This window comes from Amycolatopsis melonis (assembly GCF_040064235.1).
Taxonomy (GTDB): Bacteria; Actinomycetota; Actinomycetes; order Mycobacteriales; family Pseudonocardiaceae; genus Amycolatopsis; species Amycolatopsis melonis.
The window spans coordinates 249,551-267,609 of record NZ_JBDZYD010000012.1 but is presented as its reverse complement, the minus strand read 5'-3'; the positions used below and the strand labels follow the sequence as shown (position 1 = coordinate 267,609).

Genomic DNA, 18,059 nt, shown 5'->3' with positions numbered 1-18,059 from the left:
AGTCAACGCTCCAGCAGCCGCTTCGCACCCCGGACCTCCGCCTCGACGTCGGCCCCCAGCTTCCGCCGCAGGACCGGCTCGGCCAGCAGCCGCAGGGGAGCGGCGAACCCGAACGCGATCCACCGCCGCACCCGGATCCCGCCGCCTGACGGCACGCACTCGAAACTCGCCTCGAACGTCGAAATCCGGCGGACCAGCCGGTTCTCCCGCCGCTCCGGCAGCCGGACGTCGACGCGCACCCCGGGCGTCAGCGTCATCCGGGACACGACCTTCGGACCCGGCCCCAGCCCCGGCAGCGCCGAGCGGAACCGGAACTCGGTTACGTTCCCGTCCCGGCGCACCCAGTCGATCCGGCCCAGCTTGCGGTCGATCTCCGCGTACCGCCGCGGGTCCATGACCAGGTCCAGGAAGGCCTCCGGCGAACACGACACGGTCTCTTCCACGGTCACCTCAACCATGGAAAGAGAGTAGTCTCTCACTTATGGCGCGAACAACCCCCGGCGTCACCCGCCGCCGCATCCTCGACGAAGCCGTCCACCTCTTCGCCACCCGCGGCTACGACGCCACCTCCGTCGCCGACATCCAGACCGCCTGCGGCCTCCACCCCGGCAGCGGCGCGCTCTACAAGCACTTCCCCTCCAAGGCCGCCGTCCTCGAAGCTGCCGTGCTCGACAACCTCGACCGGCTCGCCGCCCGCACCGCCGAAACCGAAGACGCCCGGCTCCCGGACGACCCCCGCGAAGCCCTGCGCCTGCTCGCCGACGTCGTCTGGGCCTTCATGGCCGCCGACCGGGACCTCATCCGCCTGATGATCCGCGAATTCACCGGCTTCCCCGAGCTGTTCGAACGCCTGTGGCAGGGCGTCGTCGCCACCGTCTACCGGCGCGGCACCGACTGGATCACCACCCTCAAAAACCAGGGGAGAGCCGACGTCACCGACCCCGAAGCCACCGCCGCCGTCCTCGTCGCCGCGCTGACCTACTACCCGATCCTCGACGTCCTCATCGGACACACCCCCGGCGACCTGGCCCCCGACCGCTTCCTCGCCGCCTGGCTCGACCACGCCGTCGCCGCCCTGCGGCTCACTTCCCCGTGATCACGCCCACCGCGATCCCCAGGATCGCCGTGTTGTACACGAACGACACCACACTGTGCGTCAGCACCGTGTACCGCAGCGGCCGCGCCCGCACCTCCACGTCCGACGTCGCGAACGACGTCCCCAACGTGAACGCGAAATACGCGAAATCCAGCAGGTTCGGCTGCTCCGTGCCCGGGAACCGCAACCCCGGCGCACAGCGGTAGTGCAGGTGCGCATACCGGTCCGCATACCCGAAGTGCAGCAGGATCCACGCCCCCAGCACCGCCGGCACCGCACTCACCTGCAACGCGAACGCCAGCTCGTCGTCCTCCTCCGCGATCGAGTTCGCCACCAGGATCAACCCGCCCGCGGTCAGCCCGACCGCGCTCACCACCAGCGTCGCCGCGAAACTCCACCGGCGCCCCAGCAGGCTGCCCAGCCACGTCGGCTCGGCGTCGGCCACCAGCCGGTACCGCCGGATCCGCAGCCACCGCGTCGCGATCGCCGCCACCGCCAGCACGTCCCACGCCAGCAGGAACACCACGTCCAGCCCCGTGTTCGGCGCGAACAACCACCCCAGCCCCAGCAACACCAGCAGGAACTCCGCACCCTGGTACCAGATCCTCCGCAGCCGCCGCATCGCGCGAAGCTACTGCCGCCCGCCGCGCGCGGCACCCCGGATCACCTGGTCAGGTGGCCCGCTTCACCAGCGCGACCAGATACCGGCAGGGGACCGGACCCGGATTCGCGAACACGCAGTCCGACGGCGGTCCCAGCTGCAGGCAGTCCCCGGCGTCCAGCTCGTGCACCTGCGCACCCTCGTGGAACCGCAAGCGTCCCGCCAGCACCCAGATCTGCTGATGCAGGAACAGATACGTCCCCGCACCCATCGCCACCTCGGCCCCCGGCGGCAGCTCGATTTCCACCAGCTCCAGCGGACGCCCGCCGGCGGGGGAGACCGCCCGGCGCCGGTAGCCGGTCTCCGGATCGACCCACACCGGCTGCTCTGCCGCCCGCGCCAGCCGCCGCCGGTCACCCTCGGCTCGCGCGATCAGCTCTGACAACGTCAGACCCAGCGCGTCCGACAGCTTCGCCAGCAACGCCGCCGTCGGCTGCACGTCACCCCGCTCGATCTTGCCGATCATCGCCCGCGAAACCCCCGAACGCGCGGCCAGCTCCGCCGTCGAAAACCCCAGGGAAGCCCGCGCCGCGCGCACGGTGGCCGCCAGCCGTTCGGTCAGGGCGTCAGTCATAACTCCCGATACTATATGACTCACAATGGCTACCATGTGAGCCATGCTGATTCGTGAAGCCACCCCGGACGACGCCGCCGCCTGCGCCGCCGTCTACGCGCCCTACGTCACCGACACCGTCGTCTCCTTCGAAACCGAAGAACCCGGCCCCGCCGAAATGGCCCGCCGCATCGCCGCCGCCCACGCCTGGTTCGTCCTCGAAGACCACGGCCGCGTCGCCGGCTACGCCTACGCCAACCGCTTCGCCGAACGCGCCGCCTACCGGTGGTCCTGCGAGACGAGCATCTACCTCGAACTCGGCCGCCGCCGCACCGGCGCCGGGCGCGCCCTGTACGAAACCCTGTTCGAGCGGCTGCGCGAACGCGGCCTCTGCCGCGCCTTCGCCGGCATGACCCTGCCGAACGAAGCCAGCGCCGGGCTGCACCGCGCACTGGGCTTCGAACCGGCGGGCGTCTACCGCCGCGTCGGCTGGAAACACGGCGCCTGGCGCGACGTCGCGTGGGTCCAGAAGGACCTACGCGCAACCGAGGGTTGCACTTCCGCGCCCGCCGAGCTAACGTGACACGCAACCGAACGTTGCACTAGGAGCAGGCATGGACTACGGCACCCTCGAACGCGAAATCCGCATCGACGCCACCCCCGACGTCGTCTTCGACGTCGTCAGCAACCCCGAACACGTCCGCGAATGGTGGTCCGACGAAGCCGACTACCCCGCCGACCCCGGGGGAGAAGGCCACCTCGGCTTCGGCGGCCACCAGGTCCGGTTCACCGTCGTCGACGCCATCCCGCCCAAGCTCTTCTCCTTCCGCTGGGCCCACGCCGAAGGGGAGACCGCCGCACCCGGCAACTCGTTCCTCGTCGTCTTCGAACTCGAACCCGACGGCACCGGAACCCGCCTGCGCATGACCGAAACCGGCTTCCGCGAACGCGGCTGGGACGAAGCCAAGATCGCCGCTGAATACACCGACCACGCCACCGGCTGGGACCGGTTCCTGCCCCGCCTTCCCGCCCACGCCGCCAAAATCGGAGCCACCCGGTGAGCACCGCCGTCGACGACGACCTCTGGTCGGCCATCGGCGACCCCACCCGCCGCCGCCTGCTCGACCTCCTGCTGACCGAGGGGAGTGGCACCGCGACCAGCCTCAGCGAACACCTCCCGGTGACCCGCCAGGCCGTCGCCAAGCACCTCGCCGTCCTCGACCGCGCCGGCCTCGTCCGGGCCCGCAACGCCGGCCGCGAAAAGCAGTTCCACGTCGACGAAACCCAGCTCGCCCGCGCCGTCGCCCAGCTCACCGAAGTCGGCAACACCTGGGACGCCCGGCTGCGCCGCATCAAGCGCATCGCCGAAACCATCGAAAGGAACCGGTAGAAAATGGACATCCTGCACCGCATCGGCATCCACCACGCCACCCCGGAAAAGGTCTACGACGCCCTCAGCACCATCGACGGCCTCGCCGGCTGGTGGACCGAGAAGACCGAAGGCGCCACCGGCGTCGGCGACGTCATCGCGTTCCGCTTCATCCCGGGCGGCTTCGACATGAAGGTCCTGGAAACCGTCCCGGGCAAGCTCGTCCGCTGGGAAGTCGTCGACGGCCCGCCGGAGTGGCTCGGCACGACGATCCGCTGGGACCTCGAACAGCGCGACGACTACACGATCGTCCTGTTCAAGCACGAAGGCTGGCGCGAGGTGAACGAGTTCATGCACCACTGCAGCACGAAGTGGGCCAGCTACCTGCTCAGCCTCAAGCAGCTCGTCGAGACCGGGGAAGGCGCCCCGAGCCCGCGCGACGTCCAGATCAGCGACTGGCACTGACGTTACTTGACATAATGTACATTATCGGCGTTCGGTGACGTGCTGCGACGAGGCACGAGAGGGGCGGGATTCCCGAGAGCCCGCCATGTGCCGCCACACGCATCCGACGCTGGGGCAACGCCGTGAATGAGTCATTCAGGACCTCCGACGACCTGAATGACTCATTCACGACACCTGCCGGGTGGCTGTGAGGCGCCGGGCGACACCCCCGGGCGCCCTGGAGCCGACGTCCCGTCAGTCGACCTTAAAACGTCACGGTGACGAAACTATGGCGGGCAATCCGGCCGTAGAGCACTGGACGGCAAGCTCGACGGGCCGTGCTGCGACTCGCCGCCGAGGCTCCACTCCAGGCTGCCCGAGCGATCCCGAGGCGTGTCGAACATGTGTGCGCATCCCCGCTGTGCAACACGGGAGCGTCACCAAGGGCCTCGGAACGGCTCCGGGCGAGACCGGAGTCCCCCGGGGGAAGTCTCCCGGCTTATCGCCCTGTTTCATGCATAATTGCCATTATGCATGAAACCAGAGGTTCCGGCCCGGCGGCCGAAACTGTCGGTGGTGTGCGGTACAAGATCCACATGAAGGTTTCCGAGGCGCAGCAAGCCTTCTTCGCCGCCCGCCGTCCCCGCAAGGACTCCCCGCACACCACCGACGCCTACCGGCGGGACCTCGCCGGGATCACCACTCTCCTGGTTTCGGAGCTGGGCCGTCCGGCCGAGGACCTGGAGGTCGCCGACCTCACCGGGCCGGCGCTGCGGGCGGCGTTCGGCGCGTTCGCGGACACGCACGCGAAGAGCTCGGTGCTGCGGGCGTGGTCGACGTGGAACCAGTTCCTGACGTTCTGCGTGGCCGACGGGTTGCTGGCGGGCAATCCGATGGGTGCGGTGGCGCGGCCGCGGACGCCGGCGTTGACGCCGAAACCGTTGCGGGGTGAGGAAACCCCGGAGCAGCTGCTGTCGGCGGCGGCCGCGGGGTCGCGGCGCGCGCGGGATCCGTGGCCGGAGCGGGACGTGCTGGTGATCGCGCTGGGGCTGGTGGCGGGGTTGCGGGCGGCGGAGATGCGGGCGCTGACGTCGCGGTCGCTGGTGGGGCGTGCGGGTGAGCTGCGGTTGCACGTGAAGGGCAAGGGCAGCCGGGACCGGTCGATTCCGGTGCAGCCGGTGCTGGCGGAGCTGATCGAGCGGTACCGGGAGTCGTGCCGGGTGCGGTTTCCGAACCTGCGCTTCTCCCCTGGTTCGCCGTTGCTGCTGGATCGTGCGGGTGAGCCGATCGGGCGGGGTGCGCTGGAGTATCTGGTGAAGTCGTGTTACCGGGGTGCGGGGTTGCACGACCGGGTGCCGGTGGGGGCGAATCTGCATGCGTTGCGGCACACGTTCGCGACGCGGCTGGCGGAGGACGGGGCGACGGCGTCGGAGATCATGGCGTTGCTGGGGCACGCGAGCCTGGCGACGAGCCAGAACTACATCGAGGCGACGGGCCGTGAGCAGCGTGCGGCGGCGGCGAGCAACCGGACGTACCGGGCCTTGGACAGCCTGGGCTGAGTGCCGCTTGGCTATCCGTGCGGGGTTCTCCGGCGGGCCTGTTAAGGCGTCAGCGGAGTTGTTCGAGGTCCTTGGCGGCTCGGGCGATTTCTTCGGCGAGGGTGCGGAGTTCGCGGGCGTCGGCGCCGTCTTCGGCGGCGGTGACGATGTCTTCGGCGGCGCAGCGGAGCTGGAAGAGGCGGTCCTGGAGGGCGGCGACTTCGGTGTCGGAGAGGACGACGGCGTCTTCGGGGAGGCCGCTGCGCTGGAGGGCGGTGCGGCGTTCGTAGGCGCGCTGGCGGCAGGACTGGCCGCAGTAGCGCCGTCGGCGGCCGATGTTGCCGCCTTCGGGGAGGCGTCGTCCGCACCAGCCGCAGTGCCTGGGTGCGCCTCGGCGGCCCGTGGCCGGGTCGATGGCGGTCGGCTGGGTCAGTTCGGCGGCTTCCCTCACCCGGGAGACCCTAGCTGGCCATCGTCCGCTCATGCCGGAGTCATGGCGGAAGTGCACACTTGGGGGATGCACGTGTCGTTTCCGTACCTGGCTGATCCGGTCCCCCGTGCGTTCGCGCACCGGGGTTGGCATCTCGACGAGCTGGCGGGTCTGGAGAATTCGCTGCCGGCGTTCCGGCGGGCGTGTGCGGAGGGGTATCGGTATCTGGAGACCGATGTCCATGCGACGGCGGACGGGGTGGTGGTCGTGCACCACGATCCGGACCTGGAGCGGACGACCGATGGGCGGGGGCCGATCGCGGCGCAGACGTGGGCGCAGCTGAAGGACGTGAAGGTCGGCGGGAAGGTGCCGTTGTCGCGGCTGGAGGACGTGCTGGAGGAGCTGCCGGACGCGCGGTTCAACGTCGATGTGAAGGCCGATCAGGCGGTGGAGCCGTTCGTGCGGGTGCTGGAGCGGACGGGGGCGCACGACCGGGTGGCGGCGGCGGCGTTTTCGGATGCGCGGCTGGTGCGGTTGCGGAAGCTGGCGGGGCCAAAGCTGGTGACGGCGATGGGGCCGCGGTCGGCGTTCGCGTTGTGGGCGCGGGGGAAGCTGCCGCTGCTCCCCCTTGGCAGGCTGGTGCTGGGGGCGATGGCGCAGGTGCCGGTGCGGCAGGGGCGGTTGCGGGTGGTGGACAAGGCGTTCGTGGCGATGGCGGGGCGGTCGGGGGTCGAGGTGCACACGTGGACGATCGATGATCCGGCGGAGATGCGGATGTTGCTGGATCTGGGGGTGCACGGGATCGTGACGGACCGGCCGGATCTGCTGCGTGAGGTGCTGATCGAGCGGGGTGCGTGGCGGCGGTCGCAGGAGTCGTGAGTCAGCGGGGTGGTTTGCCGGTCCAGGCGGCGTCCCAGGTTTTGGGGCCGAGGAGGCCGCTGTCCTTGATGCCGTTGGCGCGCTGGAGGTCGAGGACGGCGGTGCGGGTCTTGTCGAGGTAGCAGCCGGTGCCGGTGAAGCCGTAGCCGAAGGCGTTCATGCGGAGCTGGAAGGTCTTGAGCGGGGCGGCGCAGTCGCCGTACTGGTAGACGACGCCGGGCCAGGCGGGTTTGGGGCCGCCGGGTCCCGGGGGTGGTGCGGGGAGTTCTCCCCCGCCGATGTAGGCGGCTTCGGCGTAGGTGGGGACGCGTTTGCTGCGGGCGTCGGCGTCGCCGGGGAGCTTGAGCATGCCGGCGCACTGCCAGGGTTGCCAGCCGCGCATGCGGTAGAGGTAGAGGGCGCGGTAGTCCTGTTCGGCGGGGGCGGCCTGGTCGGGGCGGCCCTGTCCGCCGACGCTGCGCCAGGTGGGCAGGTCGAACTGGTAGGCGCCGTAGTAGCCGTTGCCGGTGTTGGTGGTGTAGCGGCCGCTCGATTCGCACATGCGGAGTTTGGCCCATGCGGTCGCGGCGGGGTCGGCGTTGGCGACGGCGGGGGTGGCGAGCGGCAGACCCATGGCGGCGATGGCGGCGAGCAGGAGGCTCGCCATGGTGCGTCGGCGGTTCTGGATCATGGGTGCACAGTAGGAGTGTGTCCCACTGACCACAAGGGACACACTGCGCGCTCCAGTCTCACATGAAACAGCGTTCACATTCGGTTGCGACACGCGGTGCGGTTTCGCCCGGGAGTGGGTGGAAGGGGGTGAAGCGACAAACCGGACACGGTTTCGGTGGTGCTGCGGCCGGTGTCGTCGCCTGCCCGTAGTGTCCGCGCTGACCTGGACGTTCTCGAGGTGAAGGAGCCGTGGATGACGCTGGCCGGGGCGCGCTCGACCCAGCGCGAGCGCTGGGGCTGGTATTTCTACGACTGGGCGAATTCGCCGTTCTATTCGTCGACGACGACGGTGTTCGGGGCGCTGTCGATGAGCTCGATCGCGGCCGCGGACGCGAAGACGAACTTCACCCTTAACGGGGACAGGCCGTGTGTCGACGCGGCCGGGAAGACCGACACGCTGCAGCACTGTGACGTGTCGTTGTTCGGGCTGCACTTCCCGGCGGGTTCGGTGTGGGGGTATCTGCTGTCGGTGGCGACGGTGGTGCAGGTGCTGGTGCTGCCGATCGCGGGTGCGGTGGCTGACCGCAGTCACAACAAGCGGCGGATCCTGGGTGGGTTCGCGTTCCTGGGTGCGGCGGCCGCGGCGGCGATGTTCTTCCTGGCGGGGTCGGACTGGCAGCTGGGTGCGGTGCTGTTCGTCGTGGCGAACATCGGGTACGGCGGTTCGCTGGTGGTGTACTACTCGTTCCTGGTCGACATCGGCGGGCCGGACGAGCGGGACGACATCTCGGCGAAGGGGTGGGCGTTCGGATACCTGGGTGGCGGGCTGGCGCTGGCGTTGCAGCTGGGGTTCTACCTGGGGCATGCCGCGTTCGGGGTCAGCGAGGGCCTGGCGGTGCAGATCTGCTTCCTGACGTCGGGGTTGTGGTGGGCGGCGTTCACGGTGCCGGCGGTGCGGGCGCTCCCCCGGCGGCACACGCCGGTGGACGTCGTGGCGGGGCGGTCGGTGCTGCGGGCGGGGTTCGCGGAGCTGCGGCAGACGCTGGTGTCGGCGAAGGCGTTTCCGCTGACGCTGGCGTTCCTGGGCAGCTATCTGGTCTTCACCGACGGCATCAACACGGTGGTGACGGTGTCGGCGCAGTACGGCAAGGACGAGCTGGGGTTCGGCAACGGCGTGCTGATCGTGACGATCCTGGTGATCCAGTTCGTGGCGTACCTGGGTGGGACGCTGCACGGGATGGTGGCGCGGCGGGTCGGGGCGAAGCGGACGATCCTGGGCAGCCTGGCGTTGTGGGTGGTGGTGCTGGGCGGGGCGTACTTCGTGCAACCGCGGCAGCTGGTGCAGTTCCTGGCGGTGGCGGTGGGGATCGGGCTGGTGCTGGGTGGGACGAACGCGTTGTCGCGGTCGTTGTTCAGCCAGATGATCCCGAAGGGCAAGGACGCGCAGTACTACTCGCTGTACGTGGTGGGTGAGCGCGGGACGTCGTGGCTGGGGCCGCTGGTGTTCGCCGGGGTGGGGCAGGCGACGGGGTCGTTCCGGCTGGCGATCGTGGCGCTGGTGGTGTTCTTCGCGGTGGGTCTGGTGCTGGTGTGGCTGGTGCCGGTGCGGCGGGCGATCGTGGCGGCGGGCAACACCCCGCCGGGTGTTCTTTAGCCACCGATAGGGTCGGGCGTCGTGACCTTGCTCAACGACTCCGACCCCACGGACGCCCTGTCGTCGGTCCCCGCGGCGGGTTCGCGCCGCGGGACGCCGCCGGTGGGCAGGCTGAAGTTCTGCTACGGGCCGATGGACTGCGGGAAGTCGACTCTCGCGCTGCAGATCGATCACAACCACGCGCGGCAGGGCCGCCGGGGGCTGGTGCTGGTGCGCCACGACCGGTCGGGGGCGCCGCAGATCTCCAGCCGGATCGGGCTGACCCGGCAGGCGGTGGAGGTCGGTGAGGACACCGATGTGCGGGAGCTGGTGCGGCAGGAGTGGGCGCGCGGGCAGCACGTGGACTACGTCGTGGTGGACGAGGCGCAGTTCCTCTCCCCCGGGCAGGTCGACCAGCTGGCGGAGCTGGCCGACGAGGTCGAGATCGACGTGTACTGCTTCGGGATCGCGACGGACTTCCGGAGCCGGTTGTTCCCGGGTGCCGCTCGCCTGTTCGAACTGGCGGACGAGCTGCAGCCGGTTCAGGTGGAGGTGCTGTGCTGGTGCGGGCTGCCGGGGCGGTTCAACGCGCGGGTGGTCGACGGCGAGGTGGTGCGCGAGGGCGACACCGTCGTGGTGGCAGATACCGAACAATCCGTAGTTGAAACTTCAGCTTCAGCGCGTTTTGAGGCCGATTTCACTACGGTGCGTTATCAGGTATTGTGCCGACGCCACTTTCGGGCGGGTGACCTGGGGCCGGTTACCGCTCATCACGGTCAGTTACGGTTGACCTGACGCGGGTCCCAGTAGCCCATCCGGGGGATATCAGCACTAAGAAGGCCGTATTGACGTCACGTCGGAGCGCGAAATGCCTCCTACTAGGAGAAGCTGATGCCGGCGGGTGACGCAGCTCATCGTGAGCAACGACATGGCTGTCCGGGAATCCTCCCGGGCCCTGAGTCGTTGCATAGGGTGAGCATCACCCTGGCTCCACCCCGGAGCTGACTGAAAGGACCCCCATCATGGCCGACCGTGTTCTTCGTGGAAGCCGGCTGGGAGCGGTCAGCTACGAGACCGACCGCAACCACGACCTCGCCCCACGCCGCACCGTGCGCTACGCCTGCCCGAAGAACCACGAGTTCGAGGTGCCGTTCTCCGACGACGCCGAGATCCCGACGGTCTGGGAGTGCCGCCTGCACGGGAGCGAGTCGGAGATCGTCGATGGCGGGCAGCCCGAGCAGAAGAAGGTCAAGCCGCCGCGCACCCACTGGGACATGCTGCTCGAGCGGCGCACGATCCCGGAGCTCGAGGACCTGCTGAACGAACGTCTCGCCGAGCTGAAGGGCCGCCGGACCTCCCGGTCCGCGTAGCCCCCGCCCGGCCCGTAGCCACCGCTCCCACCACAACGGAAAGGCCCCCGCGCCCTCCCCCCGCGGGGGCCTTTCGCATGCCCCGGTGACCACGCCGGGCCCGAACGCCCCGTCCGCTGCGCCGGGCCCGCAGACCGAAAGGGCTGATGGCCGCGCCACGGCCGCGGGCCGAAAGCTTGGTCGCCGCTCACGGGCCGTGGGCTGAAAGGGACGTTCCTGGCGTCTGGTGAGACGAACGGCCGCGGCAGACCACTCAACTCCACCTTTCGGCCTGCCTCAGTCCGCGTCGCGGAACGGGCCGTGCAGTGCTGCCCACTGCAGCAGCATGATGGTCTTCGCGTCGGCGATCTCCCCCGTTCCGATCATCCTCAGCGCCTCGGTGAACGGCAGTTCGACCACCTCGATGTCCTCCCCCTCCGCGGCGATCCCGCCGCCCTCGCCGCGGGCTGACGGGTCGTAGGGTGCCGCGTAGCAGTGAAGGCGCTCGGTCACCGAGCCCGGGCTTGTGTACACGTCGAACACGTGCTGCAGCTCGCCGATGCGCACCCCGGTCTCCTCCTGCGCCTCGCGGCGGATCGCCGTCTCCGCGTCGTCCTCGTCGAGCAGGCCCGCCGCCGTCTCCAGGAACATGCCGTCCGGGTGGTCGTTGACGTACACCGGGTAGCGGAACTGGCGGGTCAGCAGCACCGTGCCGCCCCGCAGGTCGTAGAGCAGGACCGTCGCGCCGTTGCCGCGGTCGTAGGTTTCGCGCTGTTCGGTGGTCCAGTGGCCGTCGCGGTGCTGGTACTCGAACGTCGTGCGGCGCAGCACGTGCCAGGCCCTGGCCACCAGCTCGACGTCGGTCACCCGGACACGCGGATTGCGGGACAAGCTTGTCGCAGCAGTCATGCCCCGACCATAATGTGCACGACTCGGCAAGAACAAGGAGGATCGTGCAATGCTGGTCGGGGAACGCCGGGACCTGCTGCTCGCCCGGCTCGCGGTGGACGGCAAGGTGCTGGCCAAGGAGATCGCGGCCGAACTCGGCGTCTCCGAGGACAGCATCCGCCGGGACCTGCGCGACCTCGCCGCCGCCGGGCTCTGCCAGCGCGTCTACGGCGGCGCGCTGCCCGTCTCCCCCGCCGTTGCCGACTACGCCGGCCGCACCGCCATCGCCGTCGACGGCAAGAACCGGGTCGCCGCGGCCGCCGCGCGGCTGGTCCGGCCCGGCTCGACCGTCATCCTCGACGGCGGCACCACCACCCTCGCCGTGGCGAAGGCCCTGCCCCGCGACCTCGAAGCGACCGTCGTGACGCACAGCCCGACCGTCGCCGTCGCCCTGCTCGACCATCCCGGGATCGAGGTGTTCCTGCTGGGCGGGCGGCTGTTCCGGCACTCGGCGGTGACCTGCGGCGCGGCCGCGGCGGAGGTGGCACAGTCGATCAGCGCCGACGTCTTCCTGCTCGGCGTCACCGGCGTCCACCCCGACGCCGGGCTCACCACCGGCGACGCCGAGGAAGCCGCGATGAAACGGACGCTGGCCCGGCGCGCGGCCGACACCTACGTGCTGGCGAGCGCGGAAAAGCTCGGCGCCGCCTCGCGGTTCACGGTCCTGCCCTTCGCCGACGTCGCCGGGATCGTCACCGACGCCGACGACCCAAACGTGCAGAAACTGGCAGAGCGCGGGGTGCCGATCCTGCCCGCGTGACGTCGACGTACCACTCGCGGCCGGCGACCAGCCCGAACACCGGCGCCGGCAGCCACACGAGCACCCGCAGCACCGGCGCGAGCCGCCCGGAACCACGGACGTCGGACACGTGCGCGGCCAGCGCCGCCTGCTTGCGCGCGGCGAAGCGGCGCACGTCGAACCGGTCGGTGATGGCCGAGGCGGGGCTGTAGGCCTGCCCGAGCGCGGCGAGGTCGTAGCGGAACGGGATCCGCAGCGCGCGGATCAGCCGGGCCAGCCGCACGACGACGTCCCGCGGCATCGTGGCCTCCAGCAGCCGCGTCCCGGTCAGCCCGGCGGCGCGGCGGGCGACCTGGTGGACCTTGACGTGGTCGGGGTGGCCGTAGCCGCCGTTGGGGTCGTAGCCGAGCAGCAGGCCGGCGTGCTCCTCCTGCAGGATCGCCGCCAGCCGGTGCGCGGCCTCCTCGGTGTCCGCGCGGACGAACCGCTGCCGCCCCGGCGGATCGGGATACCGCACCGGGCCGTGCCCGCTCTCGGCGTAGCCCAGGTGCACGACGCGGTGCACGCCGAGGATCGCCGCGGCGGCCTCCAGTTCCCGCCACCGCGGGGTGGGCGCTTCGGCGTCCATGCCGTCGGTGGCGACGACGACCACCACCCGGTGCCCGCCGGCCGCGGCGCGGGCCAGGGTGCCGCCGCTGAGCAGCACGGGGTCGTCGGCGTGCGCGTGGAAGGCCACGATGGTCGTCATCGGCCCCATGATGGCCCAGAACGGGAGAAGACGACATGAGTGAGCACCGGGTCCGCTTCGCCGCCGTCTTCGACGAGGAGGTACGCAGGCACAACGAGCGGTTCCGCGCCGCGGCCGCCGTGCAGCCCGGCGAAGACGTCCTCGACGTCGGCTGCGGCACCGGCGAATCGACGCGGGAGGCGGCACAGGCCGGCGGGAACGTCCTCGGCGTCGACGTCTCCGAGCCTGCCATCGCGCGGGCCCGCGAACTGGGCGGAGCGGCGTTCGCCGTCGCCGACGCCCAGACCCACCCGTTCCCGGCCGCGGCCTTCGACGTCGTGCTCAGCCGCTTCGGCGCGATGTTCTTCCCCGACCCGCCCGCCGCGTTCGCCAACCTCGCCCGTGCCCTGCGTCCCGGCGGACGGCTGGTGCTGCTCGTGTGGCAGGAGCGCGACCGCAACGAGTGGTACTCGGTGCTGCACGAGGCCCTGGCGCCCGCCGCGGCGCCGCCACCGCCCGGGCCGCACTTCTCCCTCGGCGACCCGGCCCGGACGCGGGCGCTGCTCGAAGGTGCCGGTTTCACCGGCGTCGAGTTCACCGAGCTGCGTGACCCGGTGTGCTACGGCCCGGACGCCGCGACGGCGTGCGAGTTCGCCCTCGGCCTGCTGGACGTCAAGCAGCTGCTCGCCCTCGGCGACGCGCACTCGGTGCCCCGCCTGCGGGAGGCCTTCGCCGCGCACGAGACCGCCGAAGGTGTCCTGCTCGGTGCCCGGACGTGGCTCGTGACCGCGCGGCTCAGCCGCGCTTGACCAGCTTCCGCAGCTGCTGCCAGCGGCGCTCGAGGCCCCACTTCGCCACCCGCAGGAACGCCTCCTGGATGATCGAGCCGCTCATCTTCGACTCGCCGATCTCGCGCTCGGTGAACGTGATCGGCACCTCGACGATCTCGAACCCGGCGTCGTCGGTGCGGATGGTCAGGTCGATCTGGAAGCAGTAGCCGTGGCTGTTGACCTCGTCCAGGGCCAGCTTCTCCAGCACCGGGCGGCGGTAGGCGCGGAACCCGGCGGTGATGTCGCGGACCCGCATGCCCAGCGCCAGCTGCGAGTAGAGGTTCGCGCCGCGGGAGAGGATCTGGCGGTTGAGCGGCCAGTTGACCACCGCGCCGCCCGGGACGTAGCGCGAGCCGATCGCCAGGTCCGCGTCGCCGACCGCGTCCAGCAGCCGGGGCAGGTCCTCCGGGGCGTGCGAGCCGTCGGCGTCCATCTCGACGATCGTGTTGTACTCCCGGGCCAGGCCCCAGCGGAAGCCGGCGATGTAGGCCGCGCCCAGGCCGGCCTTCTCGGTGCGGTGCAGCACGTGGACGCGCTCGTTGGCCGCGGCCCGCTCGTCGGCGAACTCACCGGTGCCGTCCGGGCTGCCGTCGTCGACCACCAGCACGTGCACGTCCGGGAGTGCCTTGTGCAGGCGATCCAGGATCGGGCCGAGGTTCTCCCGCTCGTTGTACGTCGGGATCACCACCAGCACCGGCTCGATTTCCCCGGCCCCCCGCGGCGCCTGCGACATCCGTCTTCCTCCGAATCCGCGGCGTCTCAGCGCGCCGCTTCCCCTGCTGCCGTGCCGGCGCTGCCGCGCCGGGTGCGAAAACGGAGTACGAGCCCGCCGGCCACCCCGGCGATCGCCAGTGCCAGCAGCCCGTACTCCGTCCACGCACCGAGTCGATCCGACAGCGTAGTCTCTGTCCGCAGCGGCACGCGCCCGACCAGCGATTCCGCCGTGAAAAGGCCCGTTGAGCTGGTCACCGACCCGTCGGGCGCGACGATCGCGCTCACTCCCGACACCGCCGAGACCACGACCGCGCGGCCGTGCTCGACCGCGCGCAGCCGCGACATCGCCAGCTGCTGCTCGCTCATCTCGCTGCGGCCGTACCAGGCGTTGTTGGTGGGGACCACGAGCAGTTCGGCGCCGTCGCGGACGGCGTCGCGGGCCGGGTAGTCGAACGCCGCCTCGTAGCAGACGAACACCCCGACCTTCGTGCCCGCCGCGGGCATCGCCTGGTTCGTCCCGTCGCCGGGGACCATGTCGACGGTCTCGGCGTCCAGGAACGGCGTCACCAGCTCGGCGACCTTGCGGGCCGGGACGTACTCGCCGAACGGGACCAGCTGCTGCTTGGCGTAGCGCGCGCCGGGTCCGGTGTGCGGGTCCCAGTCGATGACGGAGTTCTGCAGGTGCCCGTCGGGCAGCTCGTAGATCGCCCCGATCAGCGCCGGGACGCCGAAGCTCGCCACCAGCTGGTCGACCTGCGGGTCCGGGCCGGTGACGGTGGTGGCGCTTTCGGGCCAGATGAGCAGGTCCGGCTTCGGCACCTGCCCGGCCTTCACCGCGGCCAGCAGCCGCTCGCTTTCGGCGAGGGTGTTGCGGCGCAGCAGGCCACGCTCCCCCTGCAGCGCCAGGCCGATGTCGGGGGCGTTGCCCTGGACGGTCGCGACGGTCCGCTCGCCGTCCTGCGCGCCGGTGCCGACCGTGGGCCACAGCGTGAGCCCGGCCACGAGCGGCAGCAGCGTCCCGGCGGCGGCGAAGACGGCGGGCCGGGTGAGCTTGCGGGCCTCCCACACCCGGACGGCGAACGCGGCCAGGCAGAAGCCGCACAGGACGACGGCGAGGCCGACCAGCGGGGCACCGCCGACCGAGGCAAGCGGCAGGAAGGCGCCTTCGGGCTGGCTGAACGCGACACGGCCCCACGGGAATCCCCCGAAGGGAAACCACGCCCGTGGCGTCTCCAGTGCGACGAACACCAGCGCGGCCCACAGCGGGCCGAGCGGCAGGCGCGTCACCAGCGTGATGAGGCCACCCGCGAGTCCGTAGTACAGCGCGAGCGCCAGGGACAGGCCCAGCCACGGCCACGGGCCGAAGTCCGGGCCCAGGAAGTCCAGCAGCCAGGTCAGCAGCGGGAGGAAGAAGACGAATCCGAAGGCGAAGCCGTAGCCGAACCCGCCGCGGAAGCTGCGGTTGCGGAGCACGATGGCCAGTCCGGCGAACGCCAGCGGCGCCAGCCACCACAACGGGCGGGGCGCGAAGCTGAGGTAGTAGACGAAGCCGGAGACCAGCGCGGCGGCCAGCCGCAGCAGCCACGCGCGCGGAAAACGCCGCGACGGCGCGGGTTGGTGCGGGACGCCCGGTTCGGGGTCGGCCACGGTGACTGCCACGGGTGACAACTCTAGGTGATGGGCCCCGGCTCGCCTCGGCAGCGGTCCACCCGGTGAGCTGAAGGGCACCTTCCTTGCGTCTGGTGCAGCGAAGGGCACCTTCCTTGCGTCACATGCACGGAAGGTGCCCTTCAGCAGCTTTCAGGCGAGGGTGTCGTGGAGGACGTGACCGGCGCGGACCGTGCGCAGGCACTGCGGCAGGGGCGCGTCCGGTTCCAGCCGCGGCAGGGGCGGCACCCCGGCGCGCGGGTCGGTGGACCAGCGCTGCACGCGGCTGTCGGGGGTGGCCACGACCAGGTCGGTCGCGTCCCAGATCGCGTAGTGCGCCGGTGCGCCCGGGACCAGGCTGCCGGTGACGCCGTCGTTGACGCCCGCGGCGCGGTGCCCGGCGCGCGTGTGGGCGGTGAACGCCGCCCGCGGGGACAGGCCCGCGCCCGGCGTCCGGTGGTAGACGGCCGCGCGGACGCTGCCCCACGGGTCCAGCGGCGTGACCGGGGCGTCGGAGCCGAAGGCGAGCAGGACGCCCTCGGCGGCCAGCGTCGCGAACGGGTTCAGCCCGGCCGCGCGGTCCGCGCCGAGCCGTTCGGCGTACATGCCTTCCGTGCCGCCCCACAGCGCGTCGAACAGCGGCTGCACCGACGCGACCACGCCCCAGCCGGCCAGCAGCTTCGCCTGCTCGGCGGTGACCATCTCCAGGTGCTCCAGCCGGTGGTGGCGGGCCGCGAGCGCACGCTGCCCGACCTGCTTCTCGGCGAGGCGGAAGCCTTCGACGACTTCGGCGACGGCGGCGTCGCCGATGACGTGGAAGCCGGCCTGCAGCCCGGCTTCGGTGCAGGCAGCCAGGTGTTCGGCGACGCGGTGGGCGTCGAGGTAAAGCGTCCCCGCCCCGGCCTGGTCGGCATACGGCTCGGTCAGCGCCGCGGTGTGCGAGCCGAGGGCGCCGTCGGCGAACAGGTCGCCGGCCAGGCCGCGGGCGCCGAGTTCACGGGCGGTGTCCACGGCGCCCAGTTCGCCCCAGTAGCCGACCACCTCGGGGGTGTCCGGTCCGGCGAGGGCGAGCAGGGCGGCGAGGTCGTCGCGGCCGGAGATGTCGGGGCCCGCGCACTCGTGGACGCTGACGATGCCGTGCCGGGCGGCTTCGGCGAGGAACGCACGCTGGGCGCGGTCGCGCTGCTGCGGGGTGATCGCCGCACGCACCGCGGCACGGACGGCGTGGTGCGCGCCGCGGGTCAGCGGCCCGTCGGGCGACCAGCCGTCGGCGGTGCGGGCGGCCGGCGCCAGCTCGGTCAGCGCGGTGGAGACGAGCGCGGAGTGGACGTCGACGCGGCTGAGGTAGACCGGGGCGCCGCCGGCGGCGTCGTCCAGCTCGGCGCGGCTGGGCAGCCGCGGGTCGGTCCAGGTGGATTCGTCCCAGCCGTGGGCGAGCAGGACCTGGCCGGGGGTGACGGCGTCGCGGACGCGGGCGAGCAGCTCGGCGCGGTCGCGCAGGCCGGTGAGGTCGAGACCGGTCAGGTGCAGGCCGGTGGCGGTGGCGTGGACGTGGGCGTCGACGAAGGCGGGCGCGACGAACGCGCCGTCGAGGTCGACGATCTCGGCGCCGGGGTGCAGGGCGCGGGCCGGGGCGTCCTGCCCGGTCCAGACGACGGTGCCGCCAGTGACCGCCATCGCCGTGGCGTCCGGACCGGTGGGCGTGTAGATGCGGCCGCCGAGCAGGAGCGTCGTGTGTTCGTCCGTCACGCCCCTGAGTCTGCCCCGCTCGGCGCGGCTTCCTCCACGTGGGGGAACTCAAGCGGTGATGCAGGAAGATTTACTTCGCGAGAACGTTCTGACAGGATATTT

General features: G+C 71.3%; 22 protein-coding genes. 12 read left to right on the top strand and 10 right to left on the bottom strand.

Going from position 1 to position 18,059, the window contains the following annotated elements; all coding sequences use genetic code 11:
• Positions 1-2: 2 nt before the first annotated feature.
• Positions 3-458 carry an SRPBCC family protein gene (locus ABJI51_RS30990; RefSeq protein WP_348954582.1) on the bottom strand — a complete coding sequence of 152 codons (456 nt, stop codon included), beginning with the start codon at positions 456-458 and terminating at the stop codon, positions 3-5.
• 23 nt (positions 459-481) lie between these two features.
• Between ABJI51_RS30990 and ABJI51_RS30985 the strand changes: the two genes are divergently transcribed.
• Complete coding sequence (locus ABJI51_RS30985; protein WP_348954581.1) at positions 482-1,096, top strand: TetR/AcrR family transcriptional regulator; 615 nt, start codon at positions 482-484, stop codon at positions 1,094-1,096.
• Here ABJI51_RS30985 and ABJI51_RS30980 read toward each other — a convergent pair.
• Together ABJI51_RS30980 and ABJI51_RS30975 are read right to left on the bottom strand one after the other, a co-directional pair.
• Positions 1,083-1,718 (bottom strand): DUF1345 domain-containing protein, encoded by a 636-nt coding sequence (locus ABJI51_RS30980; protein ID WP_348954580.1) that lies wholly within the window; start codon positions 1,716-1,718, stop codon positions 1,083-1,085. The two genes, ABJI51_RS30985 and ABJI51_RS30980, sit on opposite strands and share 14 nt — an antisense overlap.
• Before the next feature lie 49 nt (positions 1,719-1,767).
• Entirely contained in the window at positions 1,768-2,331 is a 564-nt protein-coding gene (locus tag ABJI51_RS30975; RefSeq protein ID WP_348954579.1) for a helix-turn-helix domain-containing protein, read from the bottom strand.
• A 43-nt stretch (positions 2,332-2,374) separates the two neighbouring features.
• Between ABJI51_RS30975 and ABJI51_RS30970 the strand changes: the two genes are divergently transcribed.
• The 5 genes from ABJI51_RS30970 to ABJI51_RS30950 all read left to right on the top strand — a co-directional run bounded on the left by ABJI51_RS30970 (position 2,375) and on the right by ABJI51_RS30950 (position 5,682).
• Entirely contained in the window at positions 2,375-2,893 is a 519-nt protein-coding gene (locus tag ABJI51_RS30970; protein ID WP_431605675.1) for a GNAT family N-acetyltransferase, read from the top strand.
• A 31-nt stretch (positions 2,894-2,924) separates the two neighbouring features.
• Positions 2,925-3,371 carry an SRPBCC domain-containing protein gene (locus tag ABJI51_RS30965; RefSeq protein ID WP_348954578.1) on the top strand — a complete coding sequence of 149 codons (447 nt, stop codon included), beginning with the start codon at positions 2,925-2,927 and terminating at the stop codon, positions 3,369-3,371.
• Positions 3,368-3,700, top strand: a complete 333-nt coding sequence (locus tag ABJI51_RS30960; RefSeq protein ID WP_348954577.1) for an ArsR/SmtB family transcription factor — start codon at positions 3,368-3,370, stop codon at positions 3,698-3,700. Before ABJI51_RS30965 ends, ABJI51_RS30960 begins: the two co-directional genes overlap by 4 nt.
• A gap of 3 nt (positions 3,701-3,703) precedes the next feature.
• Positions 3,704-4,144, top strand: coding sequence for an SRPBCC family protein (locus ABJI51_RS30955; RefSeq protein WP_348954576.1), 441 nt, complete (start codon positions 3,704-3,706; stop codon positions 4,142-4,144).
• 557 nt (positions 4,145-4,701) lie between these two features.
• On the top strand, positions 4,702-5,682 hold the full coding sequence (locus ABJI51_RS30950; protein WP_348954667.1) for a tyrosine-type recombinase/integrase: 981 nt from the start codon (positions 4,702-4,704) through the stop codon (positions 5,680-5,682).
• Positions 5,683-5,731: 49 nt separating this feature from the next.
• Here ABJI51_RS30950 and ABJI51_RS30945 read toward each other — a convergent pair whose 3' ends face one another.
• Positions 5,732-6,112 carry a hypothetical protein gene (locus ABJI51_RS30945; RefSeq protein ID WP_348954575.1) on the bottom strand — a complete coding sequence of 127 codons (381 nt, stop codon included), beginning with the start codon at positions 6,110-6,112 and terminating at the stop codon, positions 5,732-5,734.
• 66 nt (positions 6,113-6,178) lie between these two features.
• Between ABJI51_RS30945 and ABJI51_RS30940 the strand changes: the two genes are divergently transcribed.
• Positions 6,179-6,970, top strand: a complete 792-nt coding sequence (locus tag ABJI51_RS30940) for a glycerophosphodiester phosphodiesterase family protein (protein WP_348954666.1) — start codon at positions 6,179-6,181, stop codon at positions 6,968-6,970.
• 1 nt (position 6,971) lies between these two features.
• Here the strand turns inward: ABJI51_RS30940 and ABJI51_RS30935 are convergent, their stop codons facing one another.
• A complete protein-coding gene (locus ABJI51_RS30935) occupies positions 6,972-7,616 on the bottom strand; it encodes a transglycosylase family protein (protein ID WP_348954665.1) in 645 nt (214 codons plus the stop codon).
• A gap of 258 nt (positions 7,617-7,874) precedes the next feature.
• Here ABJI51_RS30935 and ABJI51_RS30930 point away from each other — a divergent pair, with 258 nt between their 5' ends.
• From ABJI51_RS30930 to ABJI51_RS30920, 3 genes are all read left to right on the top strand, one after another.
• Positions 7,875-9,275, top strand: coding sequence for an MFS transporter (locus ABJI51_RS30930; protein ID WP_348954574.1), 1,401 nt, complete (start codon positions 7,875-7,877; stop codon positions 9,273-9,275).
• 21 nt (positions 9,276-9,296) lie between these two features.
• Entirely contained in the window at positions 9,297-10,049 is a 753-nt protein-coding gene (locus tag ABJI51_RS30925; RefSeq protein ID WP_348954573.1) for a thymidine kinase, read from the top strand.
• 227 nt (positions 10,050-10,276) lie between these two features.
• The gene (locus tag ABJI51_RS30920; RefSeq protein ID WP_003081521.1) at positions 10,277-10,624 is read left to right on the top strand and encodes an RNA polymerase-binding protein RbpA; all 348 of its coding nucleotides are present in this window, start codon (positions 10,277-10,279) and stop codon (positions 10,622-10,624) included.
• 276 nt (positions 10,625-10,900) lie between these two features.
• On the opposite strand, the gene ABJI51_RS30915 is transcribed toward ABJI51_RS30920, so the two are convergent.
• On the bottom strand, positions 10,901-11,512 hold the full coding sequence (locus ABJI51_RS30915; RefSeq protein WP_348954572.1) for an NUDIX domain-containing protein: 612 nt from the start codon (positions 11,510-11,512) through the stop codon (positions 10,901-10,903).
• A 49-nt stretch (positions 11,513-11,561) separates the two neighbouring features.
• Between ABJI51_RS30915 and ABJI51_RS30910 the strand changes: the two genes are divergently transcribed.
• On the top strand, positions 11,562-12,311 hold the full coding sequence (locus tag ABJI51_RS30910; protein WP_348954571.1) for a DeoR/GlpR family DNA-binding transcription regulator: 750 nt from the start codon (positions 11,562-11,564) through the stop codon (positions 12,309-12,311).
• On the opposite strand, the gene ABJI51_RS30905 is transcribed toward ABJI51_RS30910, so the two are convergent.
• Positions 12,244-13,038, bottom strand: coding sequence for a PIG-L deacetylase family protein (locus ABJI51_RS30905; protein WP_348954570.1), 795 nt, complete (start codon positions 13,036-13,038; stop codon positions 12,244-12,246). The genes ABJI51_RS30910 and ABJI51_RS30905 overlap by 68 nt on opposite strands.
• A 35-nt stretch (positions 13,039-13,073) precedes the next feature.
• Between ABJI51_RS30905 and ABJI51_RS30900 the strand changes: the two genes are divergently transcribed.
• Positions 13,074-13,826, top strand: a complete 753-nt coding sequence (locus ABJI51_RS30900) for a class I SAM-dependent methyltransferase (RefSeq protein ID WP_348954569.1) — start codon at positions 13,074-13,076, stop codon at positions 13,824-13,826.
• Here the strand turns inward: ABJI51_RS30900 and ABJI51_RS30895 are convergent.
• The 3 genes from ABJI51_RS30895 to ABJI51_RS30885 all read right to left on the bottom strand — a co-directional run bounded on the left by ABJI51_RS30895 (position 13,813) and on the right by ABJI51_RS30885 (position 17,957).
• Positions 13,813-14,580 (bottom strand): polyprenol monophosphomannose synthase, encoded by a 768-nt coding sequence (locus ABJI51_RS30895; RefSeq protein ID WP_348954568.1) that lies wholly within the window; start codon positions 14,578-14,580, stop codon positions 13,813-13,815. The genes ABJI51_RS30900 and ABJI51_RS30895 overlap by 14 nt on opposite strands.
• 26 nt (positions 14,581-14,606) lie before the next feature.
• Entirely contained in the window at positions 14,607-16,220 is a 1,614-nt protein-coding gene (gene lnt / locus ABJI51_RS30890) for an apolipoprotein N-acyltransferase (RefSeq protein ID WP_348954567.1), read from the bottom strand.
• A 141-nt stretch (positions 16,221-16,361) separates the two neighbouring features.
• Positions 16,362-17,957, bottom strand: a complete 1,596-nt coding sequence (locus ABJI51_RS30885; RefSeq protein ID WP_348954566.1) for an amidohydrolase — start codon at positions 17,955-17,957, stop codon at positions 16,362-16,364.
• Positions 17,958-18,059 lie beyond the last annotated feature (102 nt).